Annotated in this window: 11 protein-coding genes and 1 pseudogene; 5 read left to right on the top strand and 7 right to left on the bottom strand. The window is 38.2% G+C overall.

Annotated elements, in window-relative coordinates:
- The first annotated feature begins 185 nt into the window (after window positions 1-185).
- A complete protein-coding gene (locus U0R11_RS13390; RefSeq protein WP_406752304.1) occupies window positions 186-2,249 on the top strand; it encodes a PQQ-dependent dehydrogenase, methanol/ethanol family in 2,064 nt (687 codons plus the stop codon).
- Between the two features lie 143 nt (window positions 2,250-2,392).
- On the opposite strand, the gene U0R11_RS13385 is transcribed toward U0R11_RS13390, so the two are convergent.
- The 3 genes and pseudogenes from U0R11_RS13385 to U0R11_RS13375 form a co-directional block, all read right to left on the bottom strand.
- A complete protein-coding gene (locus U0R11_RS13385; protein ID WP_406752302.1) occupies window positions 2,393-2,524 on the bottom strand; it encodes a hypothetical protein in 132 nt (43 codons plus the stop codon).
- A 49-nt stretch (window positions 2,525-2,573) separates the two neighbouring features.
- A pseudogene (locus U0R11_RS13380) lies at window positions 2,574-3,476 on the bottom strand (hypothetical protein); the annotation flags it as partial.
- 272 nt (window positions 3,477-3,748) lie between these two features.
- Window positions 3,749-4,261, bottom strand: a complete 513-nt coding sequence (locus U0R11_RS13375) for a fasciclin domain-containing protein (protein WP_406752300.1) — start codon at window positions 4,259-4,261, stop codon at window positions 3,749-3,751.
- 377 nt (window positions 4,262-4,638) lie between these two features.
- Here U0R11_RS13375 and U0R11_RS13370 point away from each other — a divergent pair, with 377 nt between their 5' ends.
- From U0R11_RS13370 to U0R11_RS13360, 3 genes are all read left to right on the top strand, one after another.
- On the top strand, window positions 4,639-6,180 hold the full coding sequence (locus U0R11_RS13370) for an arylsulfatase (RefSeq protein WP_406752298.1): 1,542 nt from the start codon (window positions 4,639-4,641) through the stop codon (window positions 6,178-6,180).
- A 346-nt stretch (window positions 6,181-6,526) separates the two neighbouring features.
- A complete protein-coding gene (locus U0R11_RS13365) occupies window positions 6,527-7,261 on the top strand; it encodes a hypothetical protein (protein ID WP_406752296.1) in 735 nt (244 codons plus the stop codon).
- A 191-nt stretch (window positions 7,262-7,452) separates the two neighbouring features.
- Window positions 7,453-8,349, top strand: coding sequence for a dioxygenase family protein (locus tag U0R11_RS13360; RefSeq protein WP_406752295.1), 897 nt, complete (start codon window positions 7,453-7,455; stop codon window positions 8,347-8,349).
- Window positions 8,350-8,491: 142 nt separating this feature from the next.
- Here U0R11_RS13360 and U0R11_RS13355 read toward each other — a convergent pair whose 3' ends face one another.
- The 3 genes from U0R11_RS13355 to U0R11_RS13345 form a co-directional block, all read right to left on the bottom strand.
- Entirely contained in the window at window positions 8,492-9,955 is a 1,464-nt protein-coding gene (locus tag U0R11_RS13355; protein ID WP_406752293.1) for a sulfatase, read from the bottom strand.
- Window positions 9,956-10,143: 188 nt separating this feature from the next.
- On the bottom strand, window positions 10,144-10,308 hold the full coding sequence (locus U0R11_RS13350) for a hypothetical protein (protein ID WP_269002406.1): 165 nt from the start codon (window positions 10,306-10,308) through the stop codon (window positions 10,144-10,146).
- Window positions 10,281-10,853, bottom strand: coding sequence for a zeta toxin family protein (locus U0R11_RS13345; protein ID WP_406752292.1), 573 nt, complete (start codon window positions 10,851-10,853; stop codon window positions 10,281-10,283). Before U0R11_RS13345 ends, U0R11_RS13350 begins: the two co-directional genes overlap by 28 nt.
- A 219-nt stretch (window positions 10,854-11,072) precedes the next feature.
- On the opposite strand from U0R11_RS13345, the gene U0R11_RS13340 reads away from it, so the two are divergent.
- Entirely contained in the window at window positions 11,073-12,554 is a 1,482-nt protein-coding gene (locus tag U0R11_RS13340; protein ID WP_406752290.1) for a cryptochrome/deoxyribodipyrimidine photo-lyase family protein, read from the top strand.
- Between the two features lie 46 nt (window positions 12,555-12,600).
- Here U0R11_RS13340 and U0R11_RS13335 read toward each other — a convergent pair whose 3' ends face one another.
- Window positions 12,601-13,359, bottom strand: a complete 759-nt coding sequence (locus U0R11_RS13335) for a DoxX family protein (protein ID WP_406752288.1) — start codon at window positions 13,357-13,359, stop codon at window positions 12,601-12,603.
- Window positions 13,360-13,483: the final 124 nt, after the last annotated feature.

The raw sequence follows: 13,483 nt of genomic DNA, 5'->3' as shown, positions 1-13,483 counted from the left end.
CCTCAGAATAAATAATCAATTACTGCCTAATTCATAATGACCAAACACATTTCGTGTTATTGGATATTGCCTAATTGTAGCCATTGAATCAGTATTTATTTCTAATTCCTGTTCTTTCTATACACTCTAATTTCTTTGTTATCCTTATCGAAATACAAAAAAAATTAGGCTAAACATTTCAATTTATGAGCAAGTATCTTATTTATTTGGGCGTATCCTTACTATTCTTTTGTAGCTGTACAAAAGACGAACCAAAAGGTTCACAAGCTCACATTGAAAACATTACTTCTGAAGTAGATGACCACAAACTCACCAAAGCGCAAGATTCTCCCGGAGACTGGATGTCTTATGGTCTGAATTACCAAGAAGACCGTTTTAGTCCTTTAAACCAAATAAATCGGGAAACTATTGGACAATTATCTTTGGCTTGGTCAACTGACCTTGGCACAACTCGAGGGATAGAAGCCACTCCACTAGTTGTGGATGGTATCATGTTTTTAAGTGGCCCTTGGTCTGTCGTTTATGCCGTAGATACAAGAACAGGTAAAATCCTATGGACCTATGACCCAAAAGTTCCTAAGCAGACAAGCATAAAATCTTGCTGTGATGTCGTAAATCGAGGTGTAGCCCTCTATAAAGGGAATGTATTTGTAGCAACCTTAGACGGCAGATTGATTTCCATCAAGGCCAGTACAGGTCAATTTAATTGGTCTGTTGCTACCATAGACACATCCAAAAACTATACCATAACAGGTGCCCCCCGAGTATATGATGGCAAAGTGATTATTGGAAACTCGGGTGCAGAAATGGGGGTTCGCGGATACGTGACTGCCTACGATGCTGAAAACGGCGAGGAAATTTGGCGTTTTTGGACTGTACCAGGTGACCCCAAAAATGGTTTTGAATCTAAAGCCATGGAAATGGCTGCCAAAACTTGGAAAGGAGAATGGTGGAAGATGGGCGGTGGTGGTACAGCCTGGGATAGTTTTGCCTATGATCCTGATTTAGGTCTTGTTTATATAGGCACAGGAAATGGCTCTCCTTGGAATCGAGAGATACGAAGTCCAGGTGGTGGCGATAACCTATTTCTATCATCCATCGTGGCTGTCGATGTTAAAACAGGTGAATACAAGTGGCATTACCAAACAACCCCTGGAGAAAGTTGGGATTATACGGCAGTTCAGCAAATGATTTTAGCTGATTTACCCATAGCGGGAAAAGTTCGTAAAGTGATTATGCAGGCCCCTAAAAATGGATTCTTTTATGTTATAGATCGCACATCGGGAGAATTCATCTCTGGGAATCCCTATACCTATGTCAACTGGGCGACTCATATTGACAAAAAGACGGGTAGACCTGTTGAAACCCCATTTAGCCGTTATGAGAATTTCAATAAATTAGTGGCTCCATCCCCTATTGGAGGTCACAATTGGCAAGCAATGGCCTATAATCCCAATTCTAAATTAGTTTATATTCCTACGCGTGAATTTTCATATTTACATGGTAATCCAACTGAATTTATCCAAGATCCTAAAAGGTGGAATACTGGGTCAAAAGTCAATCCTAATAACCCCATCAAAGATGACCCAAAAGCACACAAGGCAGAAGGTCGTTTGATTGCTTGGGATCCGATTGCGGGTAAAGAAGTTTGGCGAACACCAGGTGCATCCATTTGGGATGCAGGTGTTTTAACCACCAATGATTTGGTGTTTCAAGGAAATGCCCATGGTATTTTTAATGCTTATGACGCTAAAACAGGCAAAATATTGTGGCATACAGATTTGAAATCTGGGATAATTGCTCCGCCAGTCACCTACCTAGTGGATGGTGTTCAATATGTTTCTGTGGCAGTGGGCTGGGGTGGAGTCGTGGGTTTGTGGTATAAATTTACTGAAACAATTCAGCCAGGTCGAATCTTTACTTTTAAGCTAGGAGGTAAGGCCAAGATGCCTGCACTCATTCCTGCTGAAACCAAAACCAAGCTGAATGTAGCAGTGACAGCCACTCCAGCTCAAGTAGCCAATGGTGCTTCCTTGTTTAGCAACTATTGTTCTATATGTCATCAATTAAAAGGCGGTGGAGTGGTCCCTAACTTACTTTATTCAAAGCCTGAAATAATCGCCATGATGGATGACATTGTCAGAAAAGGAGTCTTTTTAAATAAGGGTATGCCAAGTTTCGGCAATCGATTTAGCCCGCAAGAAATCAAAGATATCCAACAGTATATTTATGCCGAGGCAAAGAAATAATCATTGGTAGGTGTATTTGTTTTATGGTTTCTATTATTGAGCTTCCGTTTATGCCTTGACAACCTAATTTTTATCAAAGACCTCATCTGTTGATGAGGTCTTTGAGTTTTGATAGGTATTTAGGATAATTTTTCAATAGTAAACTACACGGCCTTTTTACCGGGTTGACTTAACAATTTAATTAGCTCAGGTAAATACTGTTCGTAAACCTGTCTCGGACTGACGGTGTTTTTGACACAAATAGCCCCAGCTTTTCCCGCAACCTCACCCATCATGCCGCAGGTCCTCATAACTCGCACCGGTCCTAATCCTGTTTTGGTAACACTCCGTGTTCCACCCGTGGGCTCCGTCATAGCTATGACTTGCCTTAGGTAATCTAAAAAAGGTCCATTCCCCTGCATCTCTTACTCCCAATAAAACCGATTTATGATCCCAACCTGTCACCCAAATGGGATCAGTGGCAGCATTCTTATTACCATAAATTCCACCCGGACCAGTTACTTCAACAAATTGATTTCGTCGTATAAGCTTCCAATCTTGACCATTCCATTCAGCTAAAACACCAGATTCAATGTCAAATTGTTTCAAAGCTTTATCTCCAGACTCTCCATTATTGGAATAAACCATCACTCCTTGACCTGAATAAAGACCTTTCCCATGAGCTCCAGGCAACAAAGAACTGCTGGAATTATTCGTAGTTTTATTCGCATTCTTGAGTTTAATATTACCATCCTCATAGAGTAGTTTAGTACTTAGATTGTGTACATCCAACTCATAAAAAAACTCTTTCATGGTAGCTAATAACAAGTTATTTTGTGGATTGTCAAGCGCTCTTGCTAAACCAGTATATCGACCAGGTGCTTGAATGTAGGGAATAGCTCGTACTTCACCTGATGCATTAATAGCATAAGGTCCAATAAATAATTGATTACTCTCCCGATGAATCATTCGATTGGCTGGTGTACCACCTATACTCTCAGGTCTGATTATCCTATTTAGCTGAGGGCTGATTTCATAAAGCTTATCCGTTGAACCGAATGGTAAATGTGGGCCGTATGAAATAACCCATAGTCGATCAGCCCAAGGTACAACTGCCCCTGTGCCGCATTCGCCTTCATGGTTATAATAGGCTAAATGTGGATAAATACCACTGAATTGAGGGTAAAATGATTTGGGAAGTGTTTGAGATTTGGCATTGAAAAAAAAATAAAACGAAAGCCGTAGCAATTACCGGAATGCTGATTACAATTTTAAGCGAAGAAATATTTGCTGACATTTTCTTGTTGTGACATTCATACAATCAACAAATCAACTTAGCTAACATCCAATACTCGTTGAACATGCCTTTACTAAGTTAAGTATTGAAATTTTAATAAAAATCAATGAAATATTATTAATAAATAGAAATTCGGTGTTGTAAATCATCCATTTATTTGAAATTTTGGCATAAAAAATGGCCAAACAAATGTTGGCCATTTCAAATTCAAAAAATTACTTTTTTAATTAGGTAAAACCACTGTGTCAATCACGTGAATCACTCCATTACCCGCTGCTAAATCAGTGGCAACTATTGTTGAAATACCACCTTTCTCGTCGGTCAAAATAACTTTCCCGTCCTTTAAAGAAGCAAGTAAATTAGCTCCACTCACCGTCTTCAAAGATAATTTACCTTTTGCGTCTGAAATTGCCTTCAATACCGAAGCTGCTGTAAAGTTTCCAGCAATGACATGATAAGTTAGAATTTTAGCCAAAGTCGCCTTATTTTCAGCTTTCAATAAATTATCCACCGTTCCCGCAGGCAATTTGGCGAATGCCGCATTTGTCGGAGCAAAAACAGTGAATGGTCCTGCACTTTGTAAGGTGGAAACTAAATCCGCTGCTTTTAAAGCGGCTACTAATGTGCTATGATCTTTAGATCCTACTGCAATGTCTACGATCGTTTTCTGCGCATTAACAGAAAAAACAATCGAAGCTACCGTTACTAGTGTCAAAGCAAATCTTTTTAATGTCATTTTTTTAAGAATTTAGATGTTGAATTGATATAACACGCAGTATATCAATATGTTTTAGGAATCTGTAAAATCATTCCTAAGTATGTTAGCGATGTAAAGGGAAACAGGCTTTTCTGAGATTCGATATACTAATACCGACGAGCGAATTTTTAAATACCATTGATGCCTTTGACTTACGATTTGAAAAATATTTGCCAGAAATTCAGGTGCTTAGGAATTAAAACTAACTTAGGAGGTAAATTTATTCATTCCGGGTGCTCATTTTGGAGGGGCATTTATCTCAAGAACATGAACTGTTTTTTGTCATTAAATCACCATATTAGGGATTACAATTCTGCTCTTTCAAAATAAATGCTGGATCTAAACCAACATAAAAGATGAAAAAAATCCTTGTCCTTTCCCTTATATACCTGGCATTTCAGCCAGTGGTAAATGCACAAAAAACTCGTCCCAACATCATCCTAATCCTAGCCGACGATATGGGTTTCAGTGATATTGGAATATTTGGTTCAGAAATCAAAACGCCCAATATCGATTTACTCGGCAAAAAGGGTGCTGTTTTTACGCATTTTTACAATGCAGGAAGATGCTGTCCAAGTAGAGCCTCCTTACTAACAGGGATGTACCCGCATCAAGCAGGGATGGGTGGCATGGTTAATACGGGTGATTATGATCGAACTAAAACGGGGTCATACCAAGGATTCTTGAGTGTGAACACTCCCACCATCGCTGAAGAATTAAAAAAGAATGGCTACGCTACCTACATGACTGGAAAATGGCATGTAGGTGAAAAAAAGCCAGATTGGCCTAATCAGAGAGGTTTTGACCACTTTTATGGCTTGATTTCTGGTGCCAATAGTTATTATGAATTGTTGCCCAAACGTCAGCTTATTGAGGATAATGAGCCATTCACACCAACCGCTAATTACTATTTCACAGATGCCATTTCAGCTAAATCAGTTTCCTATTTACAGAAAAACAAATCCACTGGAAAACCATTTTTTCTTTATGTGGCATATACGGCTCCGCATTGGCCCATTCATGCCCCACAAGATCTGATTGATTCCTATAAATCGAAATACACGCAGGGTTGGGAAGCTTTGCGGAAGCAACGGTTCGACAATCAAAAGAAATTAGGTCTACAGGTGAGTGGAGGTACATTGCCACCTTCAGACCCTGCCCTAGCATCCTTCGAAAAAGAAGCCGATAAAAATATCTGGATTGAAAAGATGGCTACTTATGCGGCTATGGTTGATAAAATGGACCAAGGAATTGGTCAACTAATTCAAGCATTAAAAGCCAATAAGACTTTCGATAATACGATCATTTTCTTCCTTTCCGATAATGGTGCTTGCCATGAGGTCCTAGATGATCGCTCATCCAAAGACTTAGGTCCAGAGAAATACAAAGCTTCCTTAAGTACGAAAATTGGCGCTCCTGGAAGCTACACCACCTATGGAAAAGAATGGGCTTATGCCAGCAATACCCCTTTTCGCATGTATAAACATTGGATGCATGAAGGCGGAATTTCTACTCCATTAGTAGTTTCATACCCGAATGGAATTAAAAAAAGTATTCAAAGTGAGCAAGTGGGGCATATCATGGATATTTTCCCGACCATCATGGAGTTAACACAAACGAAAACAACAAAAATCGTGGAGGGAAAAAGCTTAGTTCCCATTTTTAAACAAAGAAAAAGGGAGGCTCAGCCATTCATCGCTTGGGAACATTTTGGAAATAGAGCCATCAGGGAAGGTGATTGGAAGCTAGTTTGGGACAATGAAATCAAAGCATGGGAATTATACAATGTCCGAAAAGATCGAATAGAAACTAAGAATTTGGCTACCTTAAATCCAGAAAAATACCAGTACTTATTGGCCAAATATGCAGCGTGGGCAACCAAAATGCAAGTCAAATGAATTGAAAAATAGTTATTTTGACATTTTTCAATTCATTCATTTCTTTTTCCCGAAAAAATCTAGACCTATTTTTTCCTTAATAGCAAGGCTGAAAACCTAGAAAAGAGAAGAAAATGAGCTGAAATCCAAGCATGGAGGTCGTAAAACTCCTTCCTGAAAATTCAAGAATTATATGTTCGTGGTAAAATAAGTATCATACATACTTATTTAAATCTGCATGAAAATCTTATCTATTTTATAAAAAATTTGATATATATACTTCTTTTTATACTATTGTATATACGTAAATTAATTGCCACAAAATGAACGACTTAGGAGGAATTAACAACCTTTAAAACTTAATACTATGGGAACGAATTTGAAACTAGAAAAAACACTTTACCAAAAGGGTTACCTCTACTTTATTGTATTTTTTATGTTCATGATTTGGGGTTTTTGGTTTACCTATTTTTCTAAATTGGGTGAGCAAGGAAATTACCGTTTACACTTCCATGGAATCACCTTAATTTTATGGTGCTTGATGCTAATCGTGCAGCCATGGTTAATCCGATCAAAAAAAGTTGCCCTCCACAAAAAAGTTGGGCTTATTTCTTACTTGCTCGTACCACTACTTCTATTTTCAACCACCGACCTGTTAAAATTCAGGTTATTAGGTGTAAAACAGATGAGCCCCTATTTAAACTTTGCTGTAGCACTTGTACTGAATGCCCTGCTAGTTTTTGTCATACTATATGCCCTAGCCATCTACCATAAAAATAAAGGAACCATTCATGCCAGATACATGCTTTGCACGGCTTTCCCCATGATCCCACCCATCACTGACCGCATCATTGCCTCTAACTTCCCATCCTTGTTAAAATACCTTCCAACCTTAGAAGGTTATCCATTAGTCCCCATTTATAGCTTTGCCATCGTAGATATTTTGTTACTTTTTTTATGTATCTGGGACTTTAAATCTCATAAGCGTTGGAACGTTTTCCCCTTTGTCCTGTTACTTTTAGTGGGATACCACCTTTCGGTTTTAAACTTTTACAAATTTGCATTTTGGGCTAAATTCGGTGATTGGTTCTTGGCCATTTAACCAACCTTATTGAACGATTTAAACTACATATTCCGTGAATATCTAATCGTAAATCCTAGAAAATTTAGCAACAATGCTAGTTGAGAAATCGAAGAATTCCGCCGCTACATCAAATCATTAGCTGCTCTGAGAAAAGCCCAGATGTTATATAAAGGGCGATATGCGTATTTTTCTTCACCATACCAGAAATCATGCAAAGAAGAACATTTATTAAAAACTCCACTTTATTTGCTGCGGTAGTAAGTACAAATGGATTTATTCACTTTGATGGCCATCATTTTGTAGGCGATTGTGAAACTACCAGCGATATACTGGGACCTTATTATCGTCCCAACAGCCCACTACGAAATAACCTCATCATGAAAGGTCAAGGCGGAAATCCGATTGAATTAAGTGGCATTATCAAACATAAAGATTGTATTACTCCCTACAAAAAAGCGAAAATAGAATTGTGGCATTGTGACTCCAAGGGTGTTTACGATAATACATCTAGTGAGTACCGTTATCGAGGCACAAGCTATTCAGATGAAAATGGACAATATTCATTTAAGACAATTTTACCTGTACCCTATGATGCTGGTGGTGGGCATATTAGACCTGCACATTTTCACCTCATGATCACCGCAGAAGGATATCAACCATTGGTAACACAATTATACTTCTCCGGAGATGCCCATATCCCTAAAGATATGTACGCCTCCTCCAAAGAAGCTAAAAATAGAATATTGGATACGGAGACCTTACAGGATGGAACCAAAAAAGTCTTGTATCATGTAAGTATGTCCAAAACATTAGCTGCCGAAGCAGCAGCTATTGATAAATTAACGGGTATTTACACCGATGTAAAAGACAAATCCAAGAAAATTGAACTCTTTACAAAGAACAATTGCTTGTGGATGAAGAATGAAGTATTTGGAGAAAACTTTGAATACATTGGCAATAATACTTTTGAATATCCAGCTATGCCCAAAGGAATGTACGCCACACTCATCTTTGAAATTATGCCCAATGAGGCGATCAAACTTACGTATAATTACGTGGACGACGATTTGGTAAAACACAGCTCTGTTTCTATCAAAGAATTTTAGCCATTTAAAGCAAATTACACGTTATAGTAAAATTCAAATAAATGAGCTCAACTTCATTTCTATTTAGAATCGTAACTGATCAGACTTTGAAACTACGATCTTCAAATAGTAGAAAATAGCAATGCCAACGTTCAAATCGATATTATAGGATTTCCACCACCTTCCCCGTTTTCCTATCTACAGGCATAGGGGATTGATGTTGACTCAGGTAAGATTTTAATAATTGAGTGAGTTGATTGCATTGAGCGGGTTGTTTGGAAGCTAAATCAAACTGCTCAGCCGTATCTTGGGAGAGATCATATAGTTCTTTTTGGCCAGTGCGTAAATCATACACTAATTTCAAATTACCCTTTCGTATAGCAGATTTATAATTAATCCCTGGTCCATCTTGATCAATCCATTTATTGGGATAATGCCACACCAAAACTCGGTCCGCATCCTTTAAATTCGGGTCCTTCAAGAATGGAACCATACTCTTGCCATCCAATGCCTGAAGCGTCTTAACATCCTTCAATTTTGCCATTTGTAGGATAGTCGGAAACAAATCTTCAGCCATGATGTATTGGTCTGCAACCATATTCATTGGGGCAAAACCAGGCCATTTAACTATCATAGGGATTCGAATACCTCCTTCATACACCGAGCCTTTTCCTGCTCTTAAGGGTAAGTTCTGTACATGCGCTTTCTTTCCTCTTGCTGGAGCTAGGCTCAAACCTCCATTATCACTCATGAACAGAATGATGGTATTTCCATCCACTTTCTTTTCTTCCAAATAAGCCATAATATCCCCTAAACTTTTATCTACACCCTCTACCAAACTGGCGTATTTGGCCTCCGCTGAATCTAGACCAGCCGATAAATACTTCTGAAAAAATCGTTCATCTGCTTGAATGGGTGTATGAACCCCATAATGAGCCAGATTCAAATAAAATGGCTGCTTATTTTGTATGGGAGTTTCTAGTGATTTAATGGCTTCCAAGGTTAAGGCTTCTGTCAAAAAAACGGCAGAACCGTGGTATTCTTCCAAATCTGGTACGGCTTGGAGACTTACTTTACCAGGTAAATTACCATAATTGTCTTTCCCATAATAACTCTGTGGATGGCCTGCGGCGTGACCCGCTATATTGACTTGAAATCCTAAATTATAAGGATTGGCTTGCGGCGTACCTGCTGCACCCCAATGAGCCTTGCCAACATGAATGGTCAAATAACCAGCCTGTTTTAGTATTTGTGGATAAGAAGTATATTCCTTTGGACTCAAACCATTGATTTTCCATGAACTAGGACTGAATTGTTGATCTGTAGCATCGCTATTTTCATCCTTTATGGGAGATGTCCAATTCGTCACACCGTGGTGAGCGGCATTCATTCCTGATAAAAAACTGGTTCGAGTGGGAGTACAAACTGGCGTAGCGTAGGCATGTGAGAATTTCACTCCTAGCTTGGCCAATTTAGCCATATTGGGCGTATGGTAGTTGGGATTAAAGGCATCCGTCCAACCCATATCGTCTACGATAAATGTAATGATATTGGGCTTCTTGGGAATTTGGGCTACAAGGACGATGTTCCAAAGCAAGCAGCAAATCAAGAGTACTATATTTTTCATCAGGAATAGGCCTAGAAAAGATCGAATAATGAGGATAATTTAGAGAAAAAATCGAAAATATCCTTTTCGTTCCTTTTTAAACTTCAGCTATTCTAAGATTTTAGAACTGGTAAACTTTGTGAAAAAATAATAAGGAGAATTCCTATTCATGGGGTATTTGAGGGTTCAAATTTCGCTTAGTAAAGGCCCTAAGGTTTAACACGAACGACCTTGTCACCTTTAAGTACCACCAAGTCAGAATTTTTAGCTTTTTTATATGCAATTAAATCCTCCTTGACTTTAGACATACCCAACTCAATCTTTTCCATTACTAAGGAGGTATTCTTTATTGAGCTTGATTTAGTTGTTGCCATTTTACTACATTTTTAATTTTGTAAGTTCCGTCTTGATCTTTAGAGGCGATATAATCAGGTTCTGAATCTGAATTATCATATATTAACCAAGCATCAACTAAAGGCAAATATATATGAAACAAATTTGTAATTCCTGCTTTATATCGTCTTTCTATTACATCTTCAGGTATATTATGTCCTCCTTCTTTTACTCGAGTAACAACCCTTTCTTTAGCAAGACCAATTGTTCGGAGCCAAAAAAATAATAGAATCACAACAAATCCCTTCTTCTGCGCTTCTTTTATCAAATGTTGATACGATTTGGCAGCCAAGGTAGTCTCAAATGAAAATGATTCTCCTTTCAACAATAACTCATCAATTCTAGAAAGCATGATTCTTCCCGACGTAAATGCTACTTTCTCTGGTTGAAATGGAGATATGCTGTTTGCAATTTCATATGCATTTACGAATTCTTTACAATCTAATATTTCAGGTAATATAGTATTGGATGCTGTTGTCTTTCCTGCCCCGTTACATCCTGCAATAATATATACATACTTTTCCATCGATTCGAAAATACATACCTTTTGGCTCCAATCAATTCAAAAAACTGATAATAGTTTCTAACCCTTGGTACGTAAAGAATCATAATTCCTTAAACAAATTTAAAAATACAATTCATACCCAACTGTATTTAAATTCTTTGTTATACCTATAGGCAGAATTTAACTGATTCACTAAAAACAATATTTTCTTCATCTAGTTTAATAGCTAAACAATTTCCATTGCCCAAATCACCCATCAATATCGTTTGGTTTAAACGTGATCTTCGGTTTACAGACCATGAGCCACTTTACCGTGCCTTGGAACAAGATATCCCCGTTTTATTAGTTTATTTTTTTGAACCTTCCTTGATTCAATACCCCGATAGTGATGTGCGACATTGGCGTTTTGTATATGAATCCTTAACCGAAATGCAAGGCCGATTGGAAGACCGAAATGGCCGCTTGTATCTATTTCATCAGGAAGTTTTGCCCGTTTTGGATGCCTTAACAGAACATTATTCCATTCAAAACATGTATTCTCATGAAGAAATTGGGAATAGCCTAAGTTACCAGCGGGATAAAGAAGTCAAGGTATTTTGTGATTTACATGGAATTCAATGGAAAGAAACTCCAACGAATGGGGTCATTCGAAAATTACGTTCAAGAAAAACTTGGCAAAAAAGATGGGATGAACGTATGAATCAGCCTCCATTTTTAGTTCGCGAGCATGATTGGAACCTGATTCATCTAGCCAGTACCTTATATGACAGCCTCAAAGGGAAAAAAATCCCTGTTGATTTTACAACTCGAAATCCGAAATTTCAAGAAGGAGGCGAATATTGGGCATGGAAATACCTACAAAGTTTTGTGCAAACTCGCCACCAAGATTATAGCAAATCAATCAGTAAACCTGAGGCTAGTCGACGAGGATGTAGCCGTATTTCTCCTTATTTGAGCTATGGAAACCTGAGCATGAGAATGGTTTATACGTTTACCAAACAACATTATTCTCAATCAGGTAATCGACGTTCGCTACAAAATTTCATCTCAAGACTCCATTGGCATTGTCATTTTATACAAAAATTTGAGGATGAATGTCGGATGGAATTTGAAGCCATCAACCTGGCCTACCAATCTTTGGAAAAAAAGCGAAATATAGATTATATAAAAGCTTGGGAACAAGGACAAACGGGTATTCCTTTGGTGGATGCATGCATGCGTTGTTTAGTGGAAACCGGATATATCAATTTCCGGATGCGGGCTTTAGTCGTTTCTTTTTTTGTCTTTAACCTTTGGCAAGATTGGCGGGATTTGGCCCATTTTTTGGCTCGACAGTTTCTAGACTACGAACCAGGGATTCATTATCCGCAGATTCAAATGCAGGCTGGGATAACAGGTGTCAATACCATCCGAATCTATAATCCTATTAAAAACTCCATGGAACACGATCCTGATGGGATATTCATTAAAAAATGGGTGTCTGAATTAAAAGCTGTACCACCTAGTCTACTACATGAACCTTGGAAACTGAGCGAAATGGAACAAAAAATGTACCATGTAAACCTAGGGCAAGATTATCCTTTCCCCATCATCGATGTTGAAAATTCACGTAAAGCTGCCTCTGAGCAAGTTTGGGCAATTAGGAAAACAAAAATTGCAAGGCAAGAAGGTACACGAATCCTCCAAAAACATGTCAATAATCCCCAAAATAGAAAAGCGTAGTTGATAGGTGAAAGATAAATCGAATGAATAAGGTTGAAGGTAAAATTTATTTTTCGCTGGACGGCCTTGGAAGACTTTTACTATCAGCTCCCAATTCGATTGCTTTTGCCTTCTCAAATTCCTCCAAACAGGTCCTTAAATTATGGCCTTGGTTATAGATACAATCACAAAATTGTTTGGATGCTTTGGGTGTGGCACTGTCCCGACAGCCATTCCTGCATTCCTCAGGGGAATTACCGGGTCTAATGTCGTACATGATTTGATTCACTCCAATAACCGTAGCCAAGGTCAATAACACACAAGTAAAAAAGACGTAAGGAAACGAATGTGTACTGGAATAATTAGGGTTAGTTTGTAGTTCATTATTTCGCTGTTGGAAAGCGAGAATAGGTTTGAGTCGTTGGAAATCCCAAACCAGCAAAAACAAATTAGCCAATAACATGAAAGTCACTATTCTGGTCCCTTCAAAACGTAGGGAATAAGTCAGCACGAAAATGTTGATCAAAATTGGAAAAGAAGCGATAGCTCCCAATAAAGCTGTTCTAGGAATAAGTAATAAAATAGCCACGATTACTTGACCTATTCCAATAAAAGTATAGTAAAAACCGGTATCTAATAACGCATCAAAATAGTGCCCTAAAGGGTGATTGGATGACAGGCCTGCGGCAAACCTTTCTCCACTGATTTTCACCCAACCTGATATAGCGAATGCTACAGCCAGAGTAATCCGACAAAAAATGGCAAAGTAACGATACCATCGATTAAACCTGATGTCCGTAATATATTGTTCTAGCTTATTCCACATCCTTGTTTCAATAAAATCCCCAATCTTGAAAATGAGAATAACAAGATAAGCATCCCTCAAAAGACCTAATCCATTTCCCTTGAATTATTTTCACATTTTTTTTGAAAAAATTATCAAACGTTCC

Origin of the sequence: Aquirufa salirivi, assembly GCF_045310485.1 — a bacterium.
GTDB classification, from domain to species: domain Bacteria; phylum Bacteroidota; class Bacteroidia; order Cytophagales; family Spirosomataceae; genus Aquirufa; species Aquirufa salirivi.
The sequence above is the reverse complement of the archived record's forward strand: the minus strand, read 5'-3'. Positions and strand labels throughout refer to the sequence as shown.

Bases quoted from the DNA above. Each gene is read 5' to 3' on its own strand.
- U0R11_RS13390 (WP_406752304.1), top strand. From the start codon at position 186: ATGAGCAAGTATCTTATTTATTTGGGCGTATCCTTACTATTCTTTTGT.
- U0R11_RS13360 (WP_406752295.1), top strand. From the start codon at position 7,453: ATGCAAAGAAGAACATTTATTAAAAACTCCACTTTATTTGCTGCGGTA.
- U0R11_RS13335 (WP_406752288.1), bottom strand. From the start codon at position 13,359: ATGTGGAATAAGCTAGAACAATATATTACGGACATCAGGTTTAATCGA.
- U0R11_RS13375 (WP_406752300.1), bottom strand. From the start codon at position 4,261: ATGACATTAAAAAGATTTGCTTTGACACTAGTAACGGTAGCTTCGATT.
- U0R11_RS13385 (WP_406752302.1), bottom strand. From the start codon at position 2,524: ATGATGGGTGAGGTTGCGGGAAAAGCTGGGGCTATTTGTGTCAAAAAC.
- U0R11_RS13345 (WP_406752292.1), bottom strand. From the start codon at position 10,853: ATGGAAAAGTATGTATATATTATTGCAGGATGTAACGGGGCAGGAAAG.
- U0R11_RS13355 (WP_406752293.1), bottom strand. From the start codon at position 9,955: ATGAAAAATATAGTACTCTTGATTTGCTGCTTGCTTTGGAACATCGTC.
- U0R11_RS13350 (WP_269002406.1), bottom strand. From the start codon at position 10,308: ATGGCAACAACTAAATCAAGCTCAATAAAGAATACCTCCTTAGTAATG.
- U0R11_RS13365 (WP_406752296.1), top strand. From the start codon at position 6,527: ATGGGAACGAATTTGAAACTAGAAAAAACACTTTACCAAAAGGGTTAC.
- U0R11_RS13370 (WP_406752298.1), top strand. From the start codon at position 4,639: ATGAAAAAAATCCTTGTCCTTTCCCTTATATACCTGGCATTTCAGCCA.